The sequence below is a fragment of the Mesocryomonas fontinalis genome (assembly GCF_055730125.2).
On record NZ_JBUZWG020000001.1, the window covers coordinates 771751 to 792385 of the forward strand.

Below are 20635 nucleotides of genomic sequence, written 5' to 3' on the forward strand. Positions count from 1 at the left end.
ATGCGACAGCTCAAGATCATCCTTCTGGTGCTGGTGGCGGTCACGATCGCTGCCTTCGCCTATGTTTCGTTGATCATCGAGCGCCAGCACCTGGCCATCGCGCAGATCTCCAACAACAACACCGTCTTCATCGGCAGCCAGTCGGTGGCCGAGCTGCTGCGGTTTCGCGGTCAGTTGCGGGACTACGTGTCGACCCCGACGGACGCCTCCGCCCAGCAGATCCGCCTGCGCTTCGACATCCTGCTGAACCGGCTGGCGACGATTTCCAACGGTGAGTTCGGCGCCTTCATGCGGGCCTCGCCCCGGCGCGACCTGCTGCTCGGATCCTACGCCGAGGCGATCGCCGAGGTCGGCGGCGTGATGGCGGAAGGGTTGTCGCCGGCCTCGGCTAACCGGATGAGCGACATGCTGGCGTTCTACGAGCGCCCGCTGATGGGCCTTGCCTCCGAGGCCAACCAGTACGGCGCGCAGACGGCGGCCGACGGCCAGCGCGACCTGCTTCGCCTGCAGGAAGTGTCCGTCTACATCACCCTCGCGCTCGTCGCCCTCGGCGCGCTGCTCCTCTCGATGGTCCTGCGGGCGAATGGCCTGCTGGCCAAAGCGCACGATGCGCGGCAGCTGCTGTTGGACGAACTGCGGGCGACCTCCGACAGACTGACGGTGCGCAACCAGCAACTCGACCGCATGGCGCATTTCGATCCGCTGACAGGGCTCGCCAACCGGGCGCTGTTTGCGACGGAACTGACCCGGCAGATCGAACGGGTGCGCGGCGAGGGGCACAGCTTCGCGCTGCTGCTGCTGGACCTCGACGGCTTCAAGGACATCAACGATACGCTCGGCCATTACGCCGGGGACGAGCTGCTGCGCCAGGTCGCCGATCGCATCCGGGCGCTGGCCCCGGCCGACGCCTTCTGCGCACGGCTCGGCGGCGACGAGTTTGCCGTCCTCTGCAGTGACGCGCAGGAGGTCGGGTCGAGCGCTGCGCTGCTGGCCAGCACGATCGTCCGCGAGATCGCCATGCCCTTCATGATCGAAGGCACGGCCGCCGAGATCGGCGTCAGCATCGGCTTCGTCGGCTGCGACCAGAACAGCCTGGAAGCCCCCGACGATCTCGTCCGGCATGCCGACGACGCGCTCTACTACGCCAAGCGCCGGGGCAAGGGCCGCTGCGAGCGGGCAGAGCGCCGGGCGGCCTGAGCACCAATTCGCCCGCCCGCACATCCGCCGTGGCGGCGCGCGGCTATCTGCCGGGGGTCACAACCGCGACCAGGTCTGGCTCTTGCAGAAGATCTTCAGCGCGCAGCCGGTGAGTTTCAGCGAGGCGCCGCCGACCTTTGCGCTGCCGGAATAGGTCTTGTCCGCCTGCGGGTCGAGGATCTCGCCTTCGTAGTCCGCGCCCGAGCCGCTCATCTTGCCGATCTGCTTGCCCTTGAACTTGCCGGTGGTCACCGTGATGCAGTAGTCGCCGCCACACGGCGCGATCTTTGCGGTCTCGCCGCTGGCGGTCTTCCAGCTGCCGACGACCGGCTCCGCGGCCACGGCGCTCCAGCTGATCATCGCGAGCGATGCGGCAGCGATCATGATGCGATTCATTCTCATCCTCCCCAGCCGGGATGCGGCGCCATGCCGGCGCTTGCGCTGTCCCCGGAGCAAAGACGTAAACCAGGCGGGTGGCGCTGACAAAGCGTGATTTGGCCGCTGCGCGACAGGGCTTTTCGCGTTTCGGCGCAAACGCCGAAGATGACGCTTTGATTCTCGGAATGGTTACGCAAGCGTTCACCGTCCGCTTGCCCGTATCCCGCCGCATTTGCTGTCGCCGCTGGCGTATAGGGGCTGCAGATGGGCGGATGGCCAAAGGTTAGTGAAAGATGAGCATGGTGTTTAGTTCAAATTAGCCACGCCTTTTAAGCGGGTGTTGAAGCGAAGGGTGCATTCTCCAGGGCAGCAGAGAGCGGCCGGGGCAACCGGCGAACCGCACCATCAGGAGACCTTCGGACATGGCACGCTTCGATTTCTCGGATCACTCCACCGGCACCATCGGCGCCACCGTCTTTACCCCGTCGCCGGACGTCCTGTTCCAGATGGGCCTGCTCTGCGCGCTCGGCCGCGACGGCGCTGTCGATCTCGTGGCCGCCCACATGTACTTCAACCTCGCCGCCCGCGACGGTGTCGAGGATGCCGCCTTCCACCGCCAGGAAGTCGCCGACCAGATGTCGAAGGCGGAACTCGCCAAGGCGCTGCGCGCCGCCCGCGACTGGATCGCCCGGCACTGATCGCTTGGAACTAAGCGGCTGGCATTGCACCCACGGCCCGCGAGGCCAGCTGCATCAGCCGTTGCGACCGAGCCCGTCCAGGGCAGTGTGCAGCGCCTGTTCGAACAGCGCGAGGTCCGGCTCACGGCCGACGGTGACGCGGATCATCCGGTCGAGCGGCGCGACGCCGGGCATGCGGATGAAGACGCCCTCCGCCAGAATGCCGGCGAGCACCGCCTTGGCGTAGGCCGCATCCCGGCCGCAGTCGATGGCGACGAAGTTCGTCGCCGAGGCCAGCGGTAAAAGCCCTGCCGCCGTCGCGATCGCGGCCAGCCGCGCGCGTCCCGCCGCAACCTTTTGCACGACATCCGCGAGAAACGCCTGGTCGCCGAGCGCCGCGAGCGCGCCGGCTTGCGCGATCCGCGATACGCCGAAATGATTGCGCACCTTGTCGAACTGGCGGATCGAGCCGGCCTCGCCGATGGCGTAGCCGACCCTGACGCCCGCCATGCCGTAGGCCTTCGAGAAGGTGCGGAAGCGCAGGAGGTTCGGCCGGAGAAGATCGATCGGCGGCAGCGCGGACGCCGGCGCGAAATCGCAATAGGCCTCGTCGAGCACCAGGATCGTCTCCTCCGGCGTCTCGGCGATCAGCCGCCCGACCGCTTCGGCCGAATGCCAAGAGCCCGTTGGGTTGTCCGGATTGGCGAAGTAGAGGAGGCGCGGCCGGGTCTCGCGGGCGCGCTCGATCAGCGCGTCGATGTTCTCGGCGATCTCCGGACGGGCGTCGCGGTAGGGCACCATGTCGAGCACCGCGCCATGGCCGGCGACGTGGTAGTTGAAGGTCGGATACGCCCCGCGCGAGGTCAGCACGCCATCGCCCGGCTCGGTGGCGAGCTGCACCAAGAGGCCCAGCAGGCCGTCGATGCCCTCGCCGACGGTGATGTTCTCCGGCTTTAGCCCATGATGCGCGGCGAGCGCCGACTTCAGCTCGGCCTGCTCGGGATCGCCATAGGCCCAGCTTTCCGAGGCCGCAGCGCGCATCGCCTCGATGGCGGCAGGGGAAGGGCCGAACACGCTCTCGTTCGCCCCGAGACGCGCCTTGAAGGCCGTGCCGGCCTGTCGCTCCAGTGCTTCCGGCCCGACGAAGGGAATGCTGGCGGGCAGCGAGCGGGTGAGGGGCGAAAACAGCGTGCGCGTCATGGCAAGGTCCTGGTTGGCCGCCCCTTCTGCCGAATTTTTCGCAGGAGTGCCAGTTGCGGCGGGAGACGCAAGGCTGCCCGCGGCGCCGCCGGGCAACGTCGGGGTGCGCGCGCCCTCTCGAAAAGCCCTTGTGCCCGCCCTCCGCGGGGCGTAGAAACGCCGTCACGACAGGGGTGCTCCGCAATGCCGGGGCTGAGACGAGGGCGCAGGCCTTCAAACCCTCAAGCTGATCTGGGTAATGCCAGCGGAGCGAGGCGAGCGATGTTTTCAGGCGCACAGATTTCCCTTTATCCGATGACCGACGATTTCGTCGCCGTCATCCTCGGTGCGCTTGGCGCGCTCGATCCCTACCGCCCGCGGTTCAGGATCGAGACCGACGACCTCTCGACGCTCGTCGTCGGCCCGCCGGAGGAACTCTTCCCGGCCATGCGCGACCTCTTCGTCTCCGCCGCCCGTGGCGGGGTGCACACGGTGCTGTCGGCCACGGTGTCGCGCGGCTGTCCCGGCGAGCCGGACGATGCGATCTGCTCGCCGCCGGAAGGCGGCTTCGCCCCGCTCGGTCCGCTCGACCAGCGCGTCGCACAAAGCCTTGCCGCCGTCGCGGCTGCTGCCCCCACCGGCCAGACAATATCGGCGCAGTTCTCCTACTATCCGCTCGGCCGCGGCGAGCACATGGACGAGATCTACGCCTGCATTGACTTCCTCAAGCAGTCCGGCGTCTTCGACCGCTCTAAGAACTTTTGCACGAAACTGTCCGGTGATGCCGGGATGGTCTTCGCGACGCTGTCGGAAGCTTTTCTGCGCTTTGCACCCGAGGGGGCCCATGTCGCCCTCGACGTGACCCTGTCGGCGAACAGTCCTTCGGCTGTTAGCCCGGCGAACAGTCCTTCGGCTGTTAGCCCGGCGGTCGCCAGCCTTTCCTGACGTCCCCAGACTGCCCCCTCACATCCGGAGAACTGCCATGCGAACAGGCTGGACCCTGCGCGAAACGCTCGTCGTCGCCGTCCTCGGCGCGGTTTTTGCGGTGCTCTATCTCGGCTGGGTGCAGATCTGGCTGATCGCCCAGGCCGCCCTCGGCGCCGTCTCGATGGACGTCTTCATGGGCTTCTGGTTCATCGCCTCGGTGGTCGCCGCGGCGATCATCCGCAAGCCCGGCGTCGCCTTCGCCGCCGAAGTGATGGCGGCGGCGGTCGAGATCCTGCTCGGCAGCCCCGGCGGTCTCCTGCTGATCCTCTCGGGCATGATCCAGGGCGCCGGTGCGGAAGCCGTGTTCGCCGCGACCCGCTGGCGCAACTACTCGCTGCCGGTGCTGATGGCGGCCGGCGTCGGCGCGGCGATCGCGAGCTTCATCTACACCTGGATCCGCTTCGACTACGGCGCGCTGGCGCCCGGCCTGCTGATCGCCATGTTCGCGCTGCGCTGCCTGTCGGGCGCGCTGCTCGGCGGCTGGCTCGGCCACGCCATCGTCGCCGCGCTCTACCGGACCGGCGTGCTGCACGGGCTGAAGATCGATACCGACCGGCGGGCGGCGCTTGCCTGACGCACACCCCCTCGGCGCCGGCGCACCCTCCGGCGACGGGGTGGCCGCGGCGGAATGGCGGCGGACGGCGATCACCTTCGCCGGCACGCCGACCATCGGCCCGGTCGACGTGCGGCTCCTGCCGGGCGAGCGGGTGCTGCTGCTCGGCGCCTCCGGTTCCGGCAAGTCCTCGCTGCTGCTGGCGTTGACCGGGCTGGTGCCGGCGAACCTTCCCGCCGACGTCTCGGGCTCGACGCGCCTGTTCGGCCGGCCCGGTGACAGCCGCTCGCCGGCCGAGTGGTCCGATACCGTCGGGCATTATTTCCAGGACGCCGACCAGGTGCTCTGCGGCATGCGCGTGCGCGACGAGATCGCCTTCGCCTGCGAGAACCTCGGCATGGCGCCGGATGCGATCGAGGCCCGGGTGTCGGATGTGATGCAGCGCCTCGGCCTGCCCGGCGAATGGCGGGAGCGGCGCTCGCTCTCGATGTCCGGCGGCGAGCGGCAGCTGGTGGCGCTCGCGGCAATCCTTGCGCAGGACGCGCCGATCCTCCTCGCCGACGAGCCAACCGCGCACCTCTCGCCCGAGGCGGCCGCGCGGCTGCATGCGGTCCTGCACGACACGGCGGGAGGCCGCGCCTGCCTCGTCGTCGACCATCGGCTGGACGGGCTGATCGACGCCATCGACCGCGTCGTCGTGCTCGGCCGATCCGGGCAGGTGATCGCCGAGGGGCCGCCGCGCGAGGTGTTCCGGGCAAGCCATGCCGTCCTCCGCGCGGAAGGGCTCTGGCAGCCGCTGGCCGCCCATCTCGACGCGGCGCTGATCGCGGCCGGCATCACCCTCGACCCGCCGCCGCTGACCCCTGCCGAAGCGCTCGCGCCGCTGCAGCGGCTGCCGCCCGAGCTTCAGGCGGCGGCAAGGGCCGCGGTGGCAGGTTTCCTGGCCGAGCGGCTTCCTTTGCAAGGGAGAACGCAGCCGGGCGCGGAAATCGTCCGCCTCGACAAGGCCGACTGCGCGCCGTTTCTCGGCCCCGTCGTGCTGCGGGAAATCTCCCTCAAAGTCTATGCCGGCGAGGTGCTGGTGCTCCTTGGGCGCAACGGGGCGGGGAAGTCGACGCTCGGTGCAAGCCTTGCCGGGCTGCTGCGCCTGAAACGCGGCGCGCGGAGCGGCCCGCCCGGCGCCATCGCCCTGCAGCATCCCGAGGACCAGTTCGCGACCGGCTCGGTCCGCGACGAGATCGGTGCCATGCTGCCGCCGGCCATGCCCGCGGCGGAGCGGGCAGCGCGTCTCAACGTCGCTCTCGACCGCTTCGGCATCGGGGGGCTCGAGGACCGCCATCCCTTCACGCTGTCCGAGGGCCAGAAGCGGCGGTTGGCGCTGGCCGCGATCGATGCCGCCGACCGCTGGCCGCTGTTGGTGCTGGACGAGCCGAGCGCCGGGCTCGACGCGGCCGGCACGGCCGATTTGACCGCGCGGATCGACGCTCTCCGCGCCTGCGGCCGCGCCATCGTCGTCATCACCCACGATATGGACCTGGCGCTGCGGCTGGCGGACCGGGTGGCGATCCTCGGGGAGGGACGCCTGCAGGCGATCGGGCCGGCGCGCGAGTTGCTGCTGGATGCGGCGCTGATGACTGAGAACGGCCTCGCCGAGCCGCTGCTCGCGCCGGCGCTTCGCTGGCTGGCGGCACGGTGATGGGCGCCGTCAACCCGCTGACCGTGCTCGGCGCCTGCCTCGCCTGGATCCTGGCGACGACCATGGTGTTCACCCCCGGCTTCCAGCTCTTCGCCATCCTGCTGTTTGCCGGGATGACCGTGACGCTCACCCGCACGCGGGTTCTGGTGCTTCTCGGCCTGACCGTGCCCTTCGTGCTGTTCGGTTTCGGCTTCCTCACCACCAACATCCTCTTCCGGCAGGAGAACTCCGCCGTCGCCGTGTTCTCCGCCGACCTTGCGGCCTCCGAGGCGGGGCGGGCGGGGCTGGTGCTGTTCCTGCGCGCGATCGCCGGCGGGATGGTCTCGATCTTCTTTGCCCGGGCGATCGATCCCGGCGGCTTCGTGCGGGCGTTGATGGCCTATCTCCGGCTGCCCGCCGGCATCGCCTATGCGCTGTTTGCGGCGATGCAGATGGTGCCGGACCTTGCCGCCAAGGCGCAGCAGATCCGCATCGCCGACGCCATGCGGCGGGGGCGCCCGCTCCGCCGCTTTCCCTCTCCCGGCGCGATCCTGCGGCTGTTGATCCCGCTTCTCGCCTTCGCCATCCGCCGCGCCGGGCGCACCGCCATCGCCATGGAAGCCCGTGGCTTCTCGCCCGGGCGAAAGCGGACGCTGACCGACGTACCCGGCTTTTCCTGGCGCGATGCCGGCTTTGCCGTGGCCAGCGCGCTGCTGCTCGGCGTCGCCCTTGCCGTGTGGGGCTAGTCGACGTCCGAGGGTACGCCGTCGATCCGCTTCAGCCCTTCCGCAAAGCGGCGGGCGTTGGCGACGTAGTGCGCCGCCGAGAGTTTGAGCGCCTCGGCAGTGGCGTCGTCGAGTTCGCGCACGACCTTCGCCGGCGAACCGACAATCAGCGAATTGTCCGGAAACGCCTTGCCTTCGGTAACCAGGGCATTGGCGCCAACGATCGAGTTGCGACCGATGCTGGCGCCGTTGAGGATGGTTGCGCCCATGCCGACCAGCGTGTTGTCGCCGATCGTGCAGCCATGGACGATGGCGCCGTGGCCGATGGTGCAGCCGGCGCCGATGGCGAGCGGCAGGCCGGCATCGCTGTGCAAGGTGGCGTTGTCTTGCACGTTGGTCTCGGCGCCGATGGTCATCCACTCGTTGTCGCCGCGCAGGACGGCGCCGAACCAGATGCCGACGCCGCGCCCCAGCCGGACACGTCCGATCACCCGGGCGCCATCGGCGACGTAGACGCCCTCCGCGATGTCCGGTGCCTCGCCGTCGAGCGAATAGATCGCCATGCCGTATCCTCCTGTCCGTCTCCCGAACCGTGCGGCAGCTAGGAGGGAGGGTCAAGCGACAAGGGCCGAGTTGCGGGAAAGCGGTTGATATCCAAGGGTTGCAGGAGGGACGCCTTGCTTTTGCCCGCGCCGTTTCGCAGCAAGGTTGCTTGGCACAGCTTCAGATTGGGCGACCGTGATCCGCTTCCTGCACACCGCCGACTGGCAGATCGGCAAGCCCTTCGGCGGCTATGACGCCGATACCCGCGGCGAGCTGAAGGCGGAGCGCTTCCGCGCCGTCGAGCGCATCGCGCGGCTGGCCGCCGAGCGCGGCTGCGACGCCGTGCTGGTCGCCGGCGACGCCTTCGACGACAATACCGTGAGCGAGCGGGAAATCCGCCGGACGCTGGAGGCGATGGCAGGCTTCGCCGGGCCATGGGTGATGCTGCCCGGCAATCACGATGCGGCGCTGAGCGTCTCGGTCTGGAGCCGGTTGCGCCGGATGGGGCCGCCGGCCAACCTCCTGATCGCCGATGCGCCGCTGCCGCTGACGCTTGCCGACGGGCGGCTCGTGGTGCTGCCCGCGCCGCTCACCCGCCGGCACGAGGGCGCCGACCTCACCGCCTGGTTCGACGAGGCCGAAACGCCGCCGGGTGCGGTGCGGGTGGGCCTCGCGCACGGCTCCGTCGCCAACCGGCTGCCGGAGAAGGCCGAGAGCGGTAATCCGATCGCCGACGACCGCGCCGTCCGTGCGCGCCTCGACTATCTCGCGCTCGGCGACTGGCACGGCTTCCTCGAGATCGCCGCGCGCACCTATTACAGCGGCACGCCCGAGCCCGAGCGCTATCCCGCCAACCGGCCGGGCTTCGTCGCTCTGGTGGAGATCGACGCGCCGGGCGCCGCGCCGCGCGTCGAACCGGTCGCGACCGGCCACTTCATCTGGATCTCGCGCGACGTGGTGCTGACGGAGGCCGCGGGTCTCGACGATGCGATGGCCGATCTGCGCCGGCCGAGAGACACGCTCCTCGACCTCAACCTGTCCGGCGCCATGCCGCTGCGCGAGCGCGTCGTCCTCGACGAGCGCCTGGCGGCCCTCGGCGCCAGTGTCTTCGACCTCAGGGTTTCCGACGCCGGCCTGATCGACGCGCCGGACGAGGAGGACCTCGACCGCATCGACGTCGCCGGCTTCGTGCGGGTCGCCATCGACCGGCTGCGCCTGAAGGCCGCCGACCCCGCCGACCCGCAGCGCGCGGCGGCGGCGCTGGCACTGCGAATGGCATATATAGAACACGCGCGCGTGAGCGCTGCGGATGCGGGAGACGCCTGATGTATCTCGGCCATCTCACGCTCAAGGATTTTGCCGGGCTCGGTGCTGTCGATCTCGACGGCTTCGAGCCGGGGCTGAACGTCATCGTCGGCGACAACGAGGCCGGCAAGTCGACCTTGCTGCTGGCGCTAAGGGCCGCCTTCTTTCAGAAGCACCGGGCGAGCGGCGAGGCGACCAAGGCGCTGGCGCCCTATGGGCGGGCCGCGCGGCCTGAGATCTCGGTCGCCTTCGAGACCGCGGGGACCCGCTACCAGCTGCGCAAGAGTTTCCTCCAGCGGCCGGAGGCCGAGCTGTCCTGGCCGGGCGGCGCGCTGTCGGGCGATGCCGTCGAGGAGCGTCTCGCCGAGCTGCTGCGCTTCGCCCATCCCGGCAGCGGCCGCCCCAAGCTCGACGAGCACCAGGGCGCCTTCGGCCTGCTCTGGGTCGAACAGGGACGGTCGCACGAGCATGACCTGAACCTTGGCGTCGGCAAGAACGCGGTGACCGCCTCGCTCGAGGGCGAGATCGGCCAGATCCTCGGCGGCGACCGGGGGCGCGCGCTGCTCGGCGCGGCCAAGGCGCTGCAGGACCGCTTCTTCACCACGACCGGCCGGATGGCGTCGTCGAGCCCGCTCGGCAAGGCCGAGGAGGCTCTCGCCTCGCTGCGGTCCGAGCTTGCGGAGAAGCAGGCGCTGCGCCGCGACTACGAGGAGAAGATCGACCGGCTGCGCAGCCGCCGCGAAGTCCTGCATGCCTATCTCAGCGAGGACGCGATCGGCGCCGCGGAGCGGACGGTCGAGGTTGGCGAGCGCCGCGCGCGCACCATCGAGGGTTATGAGCGCGAGCTGCAGGAGGCGCGGCGGGCGCTCGACCACGCCGCCCTGCAGCGCCAGGCGGCGGGCGAGCGGCTTTCGGCCCGCGAGGACCTCGCCCGCCGCGTCCGGCTGGCGGGAACTGCGGCGCAGGAAGCGGCGGCCGGGCTCGCCGATAGCCGCAGCGCCGAGAAGGCGGGCCTTGAAGGGCTCGGCCGTCTCGAGGAGGAGCGCGTGAGAGCCCGCGCGGCCCTTGCAGCGGCCGAGGCCGGCGACGAGGCCGCTGCAGCCGGCGCCGGGCATCGCCGGCTGACCGCCGATATCCTGGCGCTGGAGACGCGGCTCGGCCAGGCGGCGGCGCTCGCACGGCAGCTTGCCGCCCTCTCGGCGGAGGATCTGGGGCCTCCGCTCGACGCGAAGGCGCTGCAGGCCCTCGAACAGTCCGAGCGAAAGCGCCGCGAGGCCGAGATCCTGGTCACCGCCGCTGCGCCGACGATCAGTTTTGCGCCCGACGCGGGCAGGCGCGTGCAGCTGCCGTCGGGCGCGTCGGTCGATGGGGCTGCGCCGCTGCCGGTTCTGGCGCTCAGCACGTTCCTGCTCGAGGGTTTCGGCGCGGTGACGATCGAGCCGGGCGGCGATGCCGGCGAGCTTCGTCGCGGTTTCGAGGCGGCCGATGCCGCCCTGACGTCCCTGCTGGCGCGTCACCGCGTCGCCGATGTCGAAGCCGCGCGTCGCCGGCTGGCACAGATCGAGGCGCGCCAGCGCGAGATCGTCCTGCTGCGGCGCCAGGTCGAAGCCATCCTGCCGGAGGGGGAGGCCGTTGCCGCCAAGGCGCTCGCCGAAGCCCGCGCCAAGCTTTCCCGTCTCGCGCCGCAGCCTGTCGGCGGAGCGAGCGACGCCGGCCCCGATGCTGCCGAGGCCGCGCGGGCCCTTCGCAAGCAGGCGCAGTCCCGCTCGAGCGCCGCCGATGCCGCGCTGGAACTCGCTCGAAGCGAAGCTTCCGCCCACGCGGCGCGGCTCGCCAAGGCGGAAGCCGAGGCCGAGCACCTTGCCGAGGCGGCCGCCCGGTTGCAGCGCGAACTCGGCGACGCCGAGGCTGCGCGCGGACAAGTGGCGCTGAACGAGGATCTGGCCGCCGCCGAGCTGGAGCGCAGCGCCAAGAACGCCGTGGTCGCCTTGCGCCAGCGCGACCTTGACGAAGCCGACCCCGAGACCGCCGTCCGCTCGCTGCAGGCCAGTCGCCGTGCGCTGGAGGAGGTTCGCCGGGTCGTCGGCCAGCTGAAGGACGAGACCGCAGCCCTGGAAGGCGAGTTGCGGGCCCAGGGGCTCAGCGCCCTCGGCGAGGATATCGAGCGCATCGGTGGCGAGATCGAGAGGCTCGATGCGCGCCGGCAGCGCCTGGCGCTGGAGGCGGAAGCGTCGCGGCTTCTGCACGAGACGCTGATCGGTGCCCAGCGCGATGCCCGCGAGCATTGGCTCGGGCCGATCAAGGCGCAGGTCGCGCCCTATCTGAAGCTGATCCACCCCGAGAGCGAGGTCGCTTTCGACGACGCGACGCTGGCGATCACCGGCCTTCACCGCCGCGGCGTCGCCGAGGAGTTCAAGCGGCTGTCGGCCGGCGCACGCGAGCAGGTGGCGGTGGTCACCCGGCTGGCGCTCGCCAAGGTGCTGAAGTCCGGCGGCCACCCCGCTTTGGTGATTCTAGACGATGCGCTCGTCAACACCGACGAGCAGCGCCTCGCCCGGATGCATCTCGTCTTGCAGCTGGCGGCCGAGTCGATGCAGATCATCGTGCTGACCTGCCGCGAGCGTGACTTCCGCGGCCTCGGTGGCAAGATCTTCCGGATCTAGCCGGACGAAACCCCCAAACTGTCAAATGAGGCCGTCGGCCAAGTTTGCCCGCCTTTGGCCGGATTCAGCGAATGAACCGGCCTCATTTGCCCCGCCATCGCCGGTTCAGCGCCAAAATTAACCCTTTCTTCATCATGGTTAAGAGGGGGTGAACGAAATCGTGGCATTCACGCCACAGGGGTGTGTTCAATACGGCTCATGACCCCCCGGATGGCGATTGCGTGATTGCATCGAATCTCTCGCTGGGTGATGGTCATTTCAGAGAGAGACGGGGCGGTGCTTCGGACCTTTCAAATCAGGGGATGCGGCAGGGGCAGGTTTTGTCCTCGAAAAGCAAGGCCCAACCCTAACCTGTTAACTTGACTGGAGGTCAGGACATGAACATCAAGAGCATCCTGCTTGGATCCGCTGCGGCTCTCGTCGCAGTTTCCGGCGCCCGTGCTGCGGACGCTGTCGTAATGGTCGAGCCGGAGCCGGTTGAATACGTTCGCGTTTGCGACGTTTACGGCGCTGGCTTCTTCTACATCCCGGGCACCGAGACCTGCCTGAAGATCGGCGGCTACGTCCGCATGCGCGTTAACGCTGGCGACCACGCCAACATCTCGGACCTCGACAACGATAGCGGCAACTCGGGCTTCAACACCCGCGTTCGTGCCCGCCTCGACTTCGATGCCCGCGAAGAGACCGAGCTCGGCACCCTGCGCGCCAAGGTCCGCGTTCAGGCTACCAACCGCGGCGACGGCTTCGGCACCAACGACGCCGGCTACGGCATGGACGAAGCCTACATCCAGCTCGGCGGCCTGACCGTCGGTTACCTCGACTCGCTCTGGGCCGAGCGTGACGGCCTCTTCACCGACGCCGACTGGTCGGTTGGTGATTACCAGCAGAACCGCATTTCCTACACCTACACCGCGAACGGCTTCTCGGCCGCTCTGTCGCTCGAAGACGACGGCACGGGCGATTTCGTTCCTGACGTTGTTGCTCAGCTCGCCTACGAAGGCGCATGGGGCGAAATCTACGCTTCGGGCGTCTACGACGAGCAGGAATTCGGCAACACCTACGGCGATTTCAGCAACGAAATCGACTACACCGATGGCAACATCAACATCCTTCGTACCCGTGACTTCCAGTCTGACAGCGACGCGTTCGCTATCAAGGCCGGCGTGACCCTGAAGGACATCTTCGTCGCCGACTCGCAGTTCAAGGTTGAAGGCCACTACGCCACCGACCCGACCGAGTACGCTGTCACCGACTACGTCTTCGGCGACAACTACGGCCTCGGCGTCAACACCTACGCTTCGAACCTGCCGAGCGAGTACCAGATCGGTGCTGGTTACCAGCAGCAGTTCGGCAAGGTCTTCGCTGCCATCTCCGGCGTCTACGGCAAGACCTTCGACCTGAACACCACCGTGTTCAACGTTGCTGGCATCAACAGCTTCAACTCGAGCGGTGCTGACTACTACGGCGGTGCCGTCAACCTCGGCTACCAGATCACCACGAACCTTTCGGTTCTCGGCGAAGTCTCGTACCGCGACGTCGACCTGCCAGCTGGCATCGACAACTACGACCAGACCGGCGGCTTCCTGGAACTGAAGCGCACCTTCTAATCGATCCCAAAAGATCGATCTGACGAGAGGCCCGGCGGCAACGCCGGGCCTCTTGCGTTTCAGCACGTGCTTTGGCCGGTTGATGAACGCCGGTCCGCATCTGCCTGTCGGCTGAGACGCTTGTTGCCCGGCCCATCAACGTCCCCGGCCTGTGTTGAAGGAACCTTCCTTGTCCTTTCAAGCCGGCCGGCCGGACGGGATGGCGTCCTCTGGTCGTACGACCGCAATCGGCCTGCAGCGCCGGCGCTAGCGTTTCCCCCGCACCGCACTAGTTTGGGTGGATCGACGTCCGGCTTGCGGAGACGCCACGATGCTGACCTTCCTCACCCGAATTTTCCTGCTGCTGGCTGCGGCCTTCAGTCTTGGCCTCATCGGCGGGCGCGGAACGCGCAAGACTCGGCGAGGCGGCACCGAGCGCGCAAGTGCTGTTCCGAAGAGGGGTACTCGGCTCGAAGGCAATGATCGGACGGACACCCTCCGGAGGGTTGCGAGCAGGGCGGGTTCGGCAACGGAGACGAGGACGTCTTCCGGTGAGAAACCCGAACCGGTCGCTGGCGTCTCGCAGCCGACCTTTGCGAGTTACGGCGGAAGTGGCTTCTCGGCCGCCGTGATTATCGATGGCGACGCGGGCAGGGACACCTCCTTGCTGAACGGCGACCCCGAGCTCCTCGCGGCGCCCGATCCGCACGGCAGGACGGGCACTGCCGAGGCGCGCTCGGGTTTGCCGGACGATCCACTGGCATCGCGGCACGGCAGCGACGAGCTGGACTTCCGGACCGTCGACTACGGAAATGCCAAGGCGGCAGAGCGATCGGCGGCAGAAGCGCGGTCCCGCGACGATGGCTGGACTGTCCCCGAGGAGGCGGTTGGCGAGAGCCGGCCCGTTTACGACGAGAGCCCGGCGGCCTTCAAGTCCGGTGGCGGCTCGGGCACGGTGCACGGGGCGCCTGACCCCGACGCTTCTCGCGGCGATGACGATGCGGTGCAAGACGATGGCACGACCAAAACACAGTCGGGCTCGTCGTCGGCCGATCAGGGGCTCTTGGCCCGACGTGAAATGGCTCGCGATGGGGTTCCCGACGACCTGACGCGCATCGTGGGCATTGGCCCGTCGATCGAAAGATTGCTGTTCGACAACGGCGTCTTCCATTTCCAGCAGATCGCCGGCTGGTCGACCGAGCAGGAGCGCTGGGCGGATGATCTCACCGGCTTCCGCGGCCGGGCGGCGCGGGAGAAATGGGCCGAGCAGGCCGCTCGCCTGATGCAGCCGCTTCCTCTGTAACCCCGCGCCCCCAGTCAGTCGGTTGGGGCTGCACCCCTGGCCGAAGCAGCCCGGGCTGCCAGCGCCAGGATTTCCAATGGCAGCTGCCCGGTCTCCAGCAACGGCGCGTGGCCTTGACCGGCGACCTCGATCGCCCGCAGGTCCGGATGCTGCTCGCCCATCCTCTTCACCGTCTCCCGGCTGAGGAGGCGGGAGTGCTCGCCGCGGATAACCAGGAGCGGCACCGTGCTCAGTGCCGCAAAGGCCGGCCAGAGTTCCGGCAGAGGCTGGTCGAGATCCAGCAGAGCCAAGGCTTCGGTCAGACGTGGATCGTGATCCCCGACGATGCCGGCCGCCGTTTCGATCTGGCCGGCCTTGGCCATTCCGGCAAAATGCGCGTCCGTGAGCGCTGGAAACGTCGGGCCGAGCGCGGCGCGGACGCGGGCGGTCGCGGTTTCCCAGTCCGGTGCGGGAGGCTGACCGGCAAGATAGGTCCGGATCATCGCCAGACCTTCGGCTTCGATCCTCGGACCGGCGTCGTTGAGGACGGCGCCGGCGATCAGGCTCGGCTGGAGCAAGGCCAGCACCTGGATGATCAGCGCGCCGCGTGACGTGCCGACGAACACCGCGCGATCGATGCCGAGATGCGCAAGGCCCGTCAGCACGTCTGCGGCTTCGCGCGGCACGGTGTAGGATCCGGGGTCTGCGGCCCAAGCCGAGCGGCCGCGGCCGCGATAGTCGAAGGCGATCAGCGGCGGAGAACCGGGCTGTCGCGCGATCGCCTCGGCCAGGGCGTCGAAGTCTCGGGCATTGCGCGTCAGGCCGGGCAAGCAGACGAGGGGGAGGGAGGGCCGTGTCCCACCGGGGTGACGCCGTCCCGCCAGACGCAGACCGTCATCGCTTTCGAAGAAGAAGGTTTCGACGTCGGTCATGGGCTGCCGCCTTCGCGTGATCCGCCGGCGTCAGCCTATCACGCTGGGGGGCTCGGGGGACGACAAGACGGCTTCCAGCGCGGAAATCTCAGCCGCCGCGCCCGCCATGATCTTCGCCTCGGCGCACCGATAGAGAGCGACGACGCTCTCGCCGAGCGCCGTCAGAACCGCCCCGCCGCCATTGCGGCCGCCGCCACGGGCCTCGACCACGGGTTCGCGGAACATCCGGTTCATCTCGTCGACCAGCAGCCAGGCGCGGCGGTAGGACATGCCGAAATCACGCCCGGCAGCGGCGATCGATCCGGTCCGGCGGATCGCCTCGAGCAGCGATACCTTGCCGTGGCCGAGGCGACGGTCGGCAGCAAAGTCGAAGCGAAGGGTCACCTGCGCGGACATCCAAGGCCTCTCATATGGTGTTGCCCTGCCGGAGAGCCGTTGGCCATGATGGCCGGGGATGTGGTTTTGCTCAACGCTGGTCTGGTACCGCCGAGGCGGCGGTCGCGGCTCAGCCGCAGGTGATGTCGCCCGACCGCGTCTTGTGCTCCGAAAGTGCCCGTTCCACCGCACGACGATGCTCCCCATCGGCGGGAGCGTAGGCCGTGCGTTTGGTTTCACCCAGAAAGCGTCAGTCGGCCATCGCGCTGTCGTGTTCCTCTGAGCGCGCCAGCCACTGCTCTTCCAGTTCGCCGATCGATTTGACGGCGTCCGAACGCTGCTTGGCGAGCTTGGCGGCCTGCGAGGGATCGCGGGTGTAGAGGGCGACATCGGCGAGCTTCAGGTCGAGGTCCGCGACGCTCGTCTGCAGCTTGGCCATCTTCGTCTCGATCGCCTTGATCTCCTTGCGCAAGGGAGCAAGCGTCTCGCGCTTCTGCGCGGCGTCGCGGCGCTGGTCGACCTTTGTCGTCTTGCCCTCGTCGCCGGCATCCCTGGCGTCGCCGCCGCGGCGGGCGGACAGAATCAGCTGCTTGTACTCGTCGAGATCGCCCTCGTAGCGCGTGACCGTGCCGTCGCCGACCAGCCAGAGCCGGTCGACGGTCGCCTCCACCATGTGCCGGTCGTGGCTGATCAGGATGACGGCGCCGGGAAAGTCGTTCAGCGCGTGCACCAGCGCCTCGCGCGAGTCGATGTCGAGATGGTTGGTCGGCTCGTCGAGGATCAGGAGGTTCGGCGAATCGAAGGTGGCGAGGCCCATCAGGAGCCGCGCCTTCTCGCCACCGGACAGCGTGTCGGCGGGCGTGTCCATCTTCAGGGTGGCAAGGCCCATGCGGGCGACGCGGGCGCGCACTTTTGCCTCAGGTGCTTCCGGCATCAGGCGGCGGACGTGCTGCACGGCGCTCTCGGTCGGGCGGAGATCGTCGATCTGGTGCTGGGCGAAGAAGGCGATCTTCAGGCCCGGCGCGCGCACCACCTCGCCCGACTGCGCCGTCAGCCGCTCGGCCAGGAGTTTGGCGAAGGTCGACTTGCCGTTGCCGTTGGCACCGAGCAGCGCGATGCGGTCGTCGGTGTCGATGCGCAGCGTCAGCCCGGAGAGGATCGGCTTGGCATCGCCATAGCCGACGGCGACCTTCTCCATCCGGATGATCGGTGAAGCCGGGCGCTTCTCCGGTGGCTCGAAGTGGAAGGGCACGACGTTTTCCTCGATCACCGAGGCCAGCGGCTTCATCTTCTCCAGCGCCTTCAGCCGGCTCTGCGCTTGCCGCGCCTTGGTCGCCTTGGCGCGGAAGCGCTCGACGAAGGCCTCCATGTGCTTACGCTCGGCGTCCTGCTTCACCTTGGCCTTGACGAGGTGCTCCATCTTCTCGGCCCGCTGGCGCTCGAACTGGTCGTAGCTGCCGCGGTAGAAGACGAGCTTCTGCTGGTCGAGATGGACGATGGCGTTGACGGCGTTGTTCAGGACGTCGCGGTCATGGCTGATGATGATGACGGTGTAGGGATAGCGGGCGACGAAGTTTTCGAGCCAGAGCGTGCCCTCGAGGTCGAGATAGTTGGTCGGCTCGTCGAGCAGCAGGAGGTCCGGTCGCGAGAACAGCACGGCGCCGAGCGCCACGCGCATGCGCCAGCCACCGGAAAAGGACGAGGCCGGCCGCGCCTGCGCCGCCGCGTCGAAGCCGAGGCCGGAGAGAATGGCGCTCGCCCGCGCCTCGGCCGAATGCGCCTCGATGTCGGTGAGGCGGATCTGAATGTCGGCGATGCGGTTGGCGTCGGTCGCCGTCTCGGCTTCGGCCAGCAGCGCGAGGCGCTCCTCGTCGGCCTTCAGCACGATCTCGATCAGCGATTCCTCGGTGCCCGGCGCCTCCTGCGCCACCTGGCCGATGCGGGTGTTGCGCGGCAGCGAGACGCTGCCGCTCTCCGAGGCGAGATCGCCTGTGATCACCCGGAACAGCGTCGACTTGCCCGCGCCGTTGCGCCCGATAAGGCCGGCCTTGGTCCCCGCCGGCAGCGTCAGCGTCGCATGGTCGATGAGAAGGCGTCCGGCGACGCGCGCGGAAAGGTCGGTGATCTGCAGCATGGATAGGCTTCTGCCATGGCGGGGGGCGGCGGGGAAGGGCGTTGTTGCCGGGGGCGGGCGGGCGCATGATGGGTGAAGGCTTGCTGGAGGGCACGGAGCATGGAGAAGATCGAGATCGACGAGGCGGTGGTCAGCGAACTGATGGAACTGACGGGGCTGACGACGCGTCAGGCGGTTGTCGACAAGGCACTGAGCGAGATGGCCGACCGGCGTCGTGTCCAGCGCAAGCTGTTGGAACTGGAGGGAAAGATTGAGTGGGATGGTGACCTCGACGCCATGCGGCGAAACAGGTGATCCTGCCCGACACCAGCGCTTGGATCGACTACCTGAATGGGCCGCGGACCGAGGCTGCCTCCAGCCTTAAACGGGCGCTGGTCTTTGAGGATGTCGTCGTCGGAGATCTCATTCTCGCGGAGGTACTTCAGGGCATCCGGCATGAACGCGACGTCCGGACTGCCGCCGCCTTGCTCTATACCCACCCGGTGCAGACCCTTTGTGGGGCTGCGATTGCCGAGGAATCTGCTGCAAATTACCGGTTCCTGCGTCGCCGGGGGATCACCATCCGCGGCACGATCGACGTGATCATCGCGACTTGGTGCCTCTCGGTTGGTGCGCGCATCATCCACAATGATCGCGATCTCGGACTGATGGAAGATGCACTCGGCCTCAAGCGCTACGAGTAGTTCGCTCTCTCTTGCGGCGCACGCCGTCAACCCGCCACCTCCCGCTGGAACTGGATCAGGTCCAAGCTCGGCACCGCCTTGCCGAAGCCGGTGAGGATCGCGTGCGCTTGTCCTCGATGATGGGTCTGGTGGTTGAAGAGATGGGCCAGCGCCGGGGCGAGCGGCTGGGTGATGTCGCGCGGGTTGGTCACCGGCCGGTAGGTGAAGCTTGCGGCGAGCCCGGCCTCGTCGAGGCTGTCGATCCAGGCGATGATCCGGGCATCTTCCGCCGCACGGGCCTGGCGGAGTGCGGCGAAATCGGCGTGGAGGATGGCGTCGAGCGATGTCGGTGCGGTGCCGGCGCCGGTGAAGCGGCGCAGCCAGATCCGGTCGGTGGCGAGGAGATGGTTCAGCGTGCCCGAAAGGCTGCCGAAGAAGACGCCGCGGTCAGCCGTGAACTCGTCGGGCGACAGGGTTTCGACCACCCCGTAGAGGCGGGCATTCGCCCATTCATTGTAGCCGGCGAACATCCGGCAAAGCGCGTGATACACCCCATCCCCCAAGGCTGATTTCCGCTGCGGAAGGCACCGGCCGTCCTTCATGGCATGTCCGCCCGCTCGCGCGAAAGTCATTCCCCGCAGTGCCCGACGCGCAAATCCCCGGGCGACAGGGCGGCGCGGTCGGAACCGCACCTTTCCGCTAGGCCGGGCTTCCTCCGCGCTTTTGCTGCGCCGCAACCAAGCCGCAGTTCTGCCGTTCGCTGGAGCTTCAACAGCACCGGAAAACCCATGGTCCTTCCCGAATCCGCGCGTCTCGACCGCATGATCCACTACACCGGATGGCCGCTGGCGCTGCTGTTCGTGTGGGATGTGATCGTCACGCTGGCCTATGTCTACGTGCCGCATCCCGGCATCGAACTGCCGTCGCTGCCGATGACGCTGCTCGGCTCGGCGTTGGCGCTGTTCCTCGGCTTTCGCAACAACAACGCCTATAACCGCTGGTGGGAGGCCCGGACGCTCTGGGGGGCCATGGTCAACGTGTCCCGCTCTTTCGGACGGGCCGCGTTTCATCTCGTCGACAACCGGCCGGAGAGCCACGATCTGCGCCAGGCGCTCGTTCTCCGGCAGATCGCCTACGTCAATGCGCTGCGCTGCCATCTCCGGCGTCAACCGGCACTGGAGGGAATCACCGAGTTCCTGCCGGCCGACGAGATCGAGCGGCTGGAGAGCGTCGCCAATGTCCCGAACGCGATTCTCAATGAAACCGCCGCTCTGGTCAGGAGTGCGGCGGGGGAGGGCTGGATCGACCCCATCCGGCATGTGCATATCGAGAGCCTGCTGGTCGACATGAGCAATGCCCAAGGCGGCATGGAGCGGATCAAGAACACGCCGCTGCCGCGCGAGTACGGCTACTTCCCGACCCTTTTCGTCCACGTCTTCTGCATTCTATTGCCCATCGGCCTCGTCGACAGCCTGACCATCTACACGCCGCTGGCATCGACCATCGTCGGCTTCATGCTGCTGGCGATGGACCGCGTCGGCAGCGATCTGCAGGATCCGTTCGAGAACCGCGCGCACGACGTTCCGCTGACGTCGATCTGCCGGACGATCCAGATCGATCTCGAGCAGTTGCGGGGCGAGCGGGCGGCGCCGCAGCCCTTGCGGCCGGTATCGGATGTGCTGTGGTAGCGGCGTCGCCGAGGGTCTAGGAGTACGCTGGCGTTTCCGTACCGACTTCCGTTCCTATCCGTTCCTATCCGTTCTTTTCCTTATTCCGCGAACC

Annotated in this window: 20 protein-coding genes and 1 riboswitch; of the genes, 13 read left to right on the forward strand and 7 right to left on the reverse strand. The window is 68.3% G+C overall.

Annotated elements, in window-relative coordinates; all coding sequences use genetic code 11:
• A complete protein-coding gene (locus ACZL02_RS03515; RefSeq protein WP_472938790.1) occupies window positions 1-1197 on the forward strand; it encodes a diguanylate cyclase domain-containing protein in 1197 nt (398 codons plus the stop codon).
• Window positions 1198-1254: 57 nt separating this feature from the next.
• Here ACZL02_RS03515 and ACZL02_RS03520 read toward each other — a convergent pair whose 3' ends face one another.
• Window positions 1255-1593, reverse strand: a complete 339-nt coding sequence (locus tag ACZL02_RS03520; protein ID WP_472938791.1) for a DUF2147 domain-containing protein — start codon at window positions 1591-1593, stop codon at window positions 1255-1257.
• Between the two features lie 404 nt (window positions 1594-1997).
• Between ACZL02_RS03520 and ACZL02_RS03525 the strand changes: the two genes are divergently transcribed.
• The gene (locus ACZL02_RS03525) at window positions 1998-2273 is read left to right on the forward strand and encodes a sel1 repeat family protein (protein WP_472938792.1); all 276 of its coding nucleotides are present in this window, start codon (window positions 1998-2000) and stop codon (window positions 2271-2273) included.
• A 54-nt stretch (window positions 2274-2327) separates the two neighbouring features.
• Here ACZL02_RS03525 and ACZL02_RS03530 read toward each other — a convergent pair whose 3' ends face one another.
• Window positions 2328-3452, reverse strand: coding sequence for a pyridoxal phosphate-dependent aminotransferase (locus ACZL02_RS03530; RefSeq protein ID WP_472938793.1), 1125 nt, complete (start codon window positions 3450-3452; stop codon window positions 2328-2330).
• A gap of 159 nt (window positions 3453-3611) precedes the next feature.
• A riboswitch (TPP riboswitch) is annotated at window positions 3612-3722 on the forward strand.
• Here ACZL02_RS03530 and ACZL02_RS03535 point away from each other — a divergent pair.
• The 4 genes from ACZL02_RS03535 (at window position 3714) to ACZL02_RS03550 (ending at window position 7392) form a co-directional block, all read left to right on the forward strand.
• Window positions 3714-4376 carry a YkoF family thiamine/hydroxymethylpyrimidine-binding protein gene (locus ACZL02_RS03535; RefSeq protein WP_472938794.1) on the forward strand — a complete coding sequence of 221 codons (663 nt, stop codon included), beginning with the start codon at window positions 3714-3716 and terminating at the stop codon, window positions 4374-4376. Its footprint overlaps the riboswitch before it by 9 nt.
• Before the next feature lie 37 nt (window positions 4377-4413).
• Window positions 4414-4992 carry an ECF transporter S component gene (locus ACZL02_RS03540; protein ID WP_472938795.1) on the forward strand — a complete coding sequence of 193 codons (579 nt, stop codon included), beginning with the start codon at window positions 4414-4416 and terminating at the stop codon, window positions 4990-4992.
• Window positions 4985-6667, forward strand: coding sequence for an ABC transporter ATP-binding protein (locus ACZL02_RS03545; protein ID WP_472938796.1), 1683 nt, complete (start codon window positions 4985-4987; stop codon window positions 6665-6667). Before ACZL02_RS03540 ends, ACZL02_RS03545 begins: the two co-directional genes overlap by 8 nt.
• Complete coding sequence (locus ACZL02_RS03550; RefSeq protein WP_472938797.1) at window positions 6667-7392, forward strand: energy-coupling factor transporter transmembrane component T family protein; 726 nt, start codon at window positions 6667-6669, stop codon at window positions 7390-7392. Before ACZL02_RS03545 ends, ACZL02_RS03550 begins: the two co-directional genes overlap by 1 nt.
• Here the strand turns inward: ACZL02_RS03550 and ACZL02_RS03555 are convergent.
• Window positions 7389-7934: a gamma carbonic anhydrase family protein gene (locus ACZL02_RS03555; protein ID WP_472938798.1), complete on the reverse strand. Its 546-nt coding sequence runs from the start codon at window positions 7932-7934 to the stop codon at window positions 7389-7391. The two genes, ACZL02_RS03550 and ACZL02_RS03555, sit on opposite strands and share 4 nt — an antisense overlap.
• Before the next feature lie 175 nt (window positions 7935-8109).
• Between ACZL02_RS03555 and ACZL02_RS03560 the strand changes: the two genes are divergently transcribed.
• From ACZL02_RS03560 to ACZL02_RS03575, 4 genes are all read left to right on the forward strand, one after another.
• Window positions 8110-9240 carry a metallophosphoesterase family protein gene (locus ACZL02_RS03560; protein WP_472938799.1) on the forward strand — a complete coding sequence of 377 codons (1131 nt, stop codon included), beginning with the start codon at window positions 8110-8112 and terminating at the stop codon, window positions 9238-9240.
• Complete coding sequence (locus ACZL02_RS03565) at window positions 9240-11882, forward strand: AAA family ATPase (RefSeq protein ID WP_472938800.1); 2643 nt, start codon at window positions 9240-9242, stop codon at window positions 11880-11882. Before ACZL02_RS03560 ends, ACZL02_RS03565 begins: the two co-directional genes overlap by 1 nt.
• Before the next feature lie 377 nt (window positions 11883-12259).
• The gene (locus tag ACZL02_RS03570) at window positions 12260-13489 is read left to right on the forward strand and encodes a porin (protein ID WP_472938801.1); all 1230 of its coding nucleotides are present in this window, start codon (window positions 12260-12262) and stop codon (window positions 13487-13489) included.
• Between the two features lie 310 nt (window positions 13490-13799).
• Window positions 13800-14771 carry a helix-hairpin-helix domain-containing protein gene (locus ACZL02_RS03575; RefSeq protein ID WP_472938802.1) on the forward strand — a complete coding sequence of 324 codons (972 nt, stop codon included), beginning with the start codon at window positions 13800-13802 and terminating at the stop codon, window positions 14769-14771.
• Between the two features lie 14 nt (window positions 14772-14785).
• On the opposite strand, the gene ACZL02_RS03580 is transcribed toward ACZL02_RS03575, so the two are convergent.
• From ACZL02_RS03580 to ACZL02_RS03590, 3 genes are all read right to left on the reverse strand, one after another.
• The gene (locus ACZL02_RS03580; protein ID WP_472938803.1) at window positions 14786-15682 is read right to left on the reverse strand and encodes an alpha/beta fold hydrolase; all 897 of its coding nucleotides are present in this window, start codon (window positions 15680-15682) and stop codon (window positions 14786-14788) included.
• A 30-nt stretch (window positions 15683-15712) separates the two neighbouring features.
• Window positions 15713-16078: a winged helix-turn-helix domain-containing protein gene (locus ACZL02_RS03585; protein ID WP_472938804.1), complete on the reverse strand. Its 366-nt coding sequence runs from the start codon at window positions 16076-16078 to the stop codon at window positions 15713-15715.
• Between the two features lie 229 nt (window positions 16079-16307).
• Window positions 16308-18191, reverse strand: coding sequence for an ABC-F family ATP-binding cassette domain-containing protein (locus ACZL02_RS03590; RefSeq protein WP_472938805.1), 1884 nt, complete (start codon window positions 18189-18191; stop codon window positions 16308-16310).
• Window positions 18192-18290: 99 nt separating this feature from the next.
• On the opposite strand from ACZL02_RS03590, the gene ACZL02_RS03595 reads away from it, so the two are divergent.
• Window positions 18291-18485, forward strand: a complete 195-nt coding sequence (locus ACZL02_RS03595) for a type II toxin-antitoxin system VapB family antitoxin (RefSeq protein ID WP_472938806.1) — start codon at window positions 18291-18293, stop codon at window positions 18483-18485.
• A complete protein-coding gene (vapC, locus tag ACZL02_RS03600; protein WP_472938807.1) occupies window positions 18482-18874 on the forward strand; it encodes a type II toxin-antitoxin system VapC family toxin in 393 nt (130 codons plus the stop codon). The genes ACZL02_RS03595 and vapC overlap by 4 nt, the downstream gene beginning before the upstream one ends.
• A 26-nt stretch (window positions 18875-18900) precedes the next feature.
• Here vapC and ACZL02_RS03605 read toward each other — a convergent pair whose 3' ends face one another.
• Window positions 18901-19383 carry a DinB family protein gene (locus tag ACZL02_RS03605; RefSeq protein WP_472939101.1) on the reverse strand — a complete coding sequence of 161 codons (483 nt, stop codon included), beginning with the start codon at window positions 19381-19383 and terminating at the stop codon, window positions 18901-18903.
• 258 nt (window positions 19384-19641) lie between these two features.
• Between ACZL02_RS03605 and ACZL02_RS03610 the strand changes: the two genes are divergently transcribed.
• On the forward strand, window positions 19642-20541 hold the full coding sequence (locus ACZL02_RS03610; RefSeq protein WP_472938808.1) for a bestrophin family protein: 900 nt from the start codon (window positions 19642-19644) through the stop codon (window positions 20539-20541).
• The last annotated feature ends 94 nt before the right edge of the window (window positions 20542-20635 follow it).

What these genes read in the sequence shown, in the direction of transcription:
- ACZL02_RS03515 (WP_472938790.1), top strand. Translation starts at nt 1, where the DNA reads ATGCGACAGCTCAAGATCATCCTTCTGGTGCTGGTGGCGGTCACGATC.
- ACZL02_RS03520 (WP_472938791.1), bottom strand. Translation starts at nt 1,593, where the DNA reads ATGAATCGCATCATGATCGCTGCCGCATCGCTCGCGATGATCAGCTGG.
- ACZL02_RS03525 (WP_472938792.1), top strand. Translation starts at nt 1,998, where the DNA reads ATGGCACGCTTCGATTTCTCGGATCACTCCACCGGCACCATCGGCGCC.
- ACZL02_RS03530 (WP_472938793.1), bottom strand. Translation starts at nt 3,452, where the DNA reads ATGACGCGCACGCTGTTTTCGCCCCTCACCCGCTCGCTGCCCGCCAGC.
- ACZL02_RS03535 (WP_472938794.1), top strand. Translation starts at nt 3,714, where the DNA reads ATGTTTTCAGGCGCACAGATTTCCCTTTATCCGATGACCGACGATTTC.
- ACZL02_RS03540 (WP_472938795.1), top strand. Translation starts at nt 4,414, where the DNA reads ATGCGAACAGGCTGGACCCTGCGCGAAACGCTCGTCGTCGCCGTCCTC.
- ACZL02_RS03550 (WP_472938797.1), top strand. Translation starts at nt 6,667, where the DNA reads ATGGGCGCCGTCAACCCGCTGACCGTGCTCGGCGCCTGCCTCGCCTGG.
- ACZL02_RS03555 (WP_472938798.1), bottom strand. Translation starts at nt 7,934, where the DNA reads ATGGCGATCTATTCGCTCGACGGCGAGGCACCGGACATCGCGGAGGGC.
- ACZL02_RS03565 (WP_472938800.1), top strand. Translation starts at nt 9,240, where the DNA reads ATGTATCTCGGCCATCTCACGCTCAAGGATTTTGCCGGGCTCGGTGCT.
- ACZL02_RS03570 (WP_472938801.1), top strand. Translation starts at nt 12,260, where the DNA reads ATGAACATCAAGAGCATCCTGCTTGGATCCGCTGCGGCTCTCGTCGCA.
- ACZL02_RS03575 (WP_472938802.1), top strand. Translation starts at nt 13,800, where the DNA reads ATGCTGACCTTCCTCACCCGAATTTTCCTGCTGCTGGCTGCGGCCTTC.
- ACZL02_RS03580 (WP_472938803.1), bottom strand. Translation starts at nt 15,682, where the DNA reads ATGACCGACGTCGAAACCTTCTTCTTCGAAAGCGATGACGGTCTGCGT.
- ACZL02_RS03585 (WP_472938804.1), bottom strand. Translation starts at nt 16,078, where the DNA reads ATGTCCGCGCAGGTGACCCTTCGCTTCGACTTTGCTGCCGACCGTCGC.
- ACZL02_RS03590 (WP_472938805.1), bottom strand. Translation starts at nt 18,191, where the DNA reads ATGCTGCAGATCACCGACCTTTCCGCGCGCGTCGCCGGACGCCTTCTC.
- ACZL02_RS03595 (WP_472938806.1), top strand. Translation starts at nt 18,291, where the DNA reads ATGGAGAAGATCGAGATCGACGAGGCGGTGGTCAGCGAACTGATGGAA.
- ACZL02_RS03605 (WP_472939101.1), bottom strand. Translation starts at nt 19,383, where the DNA reads ATGTTCGCCGGCTACAATGAATGGGCGAATGCCCGCCTCTACGGGGTG.
- ACZL02_RS03610 (WP_472938808.1), top strand. Translation starts at nt 19,642, where the DNA reads ATGGTCCTTCCCGAATCCGCGCGTCTCGACCGCATGATCCACTACACC.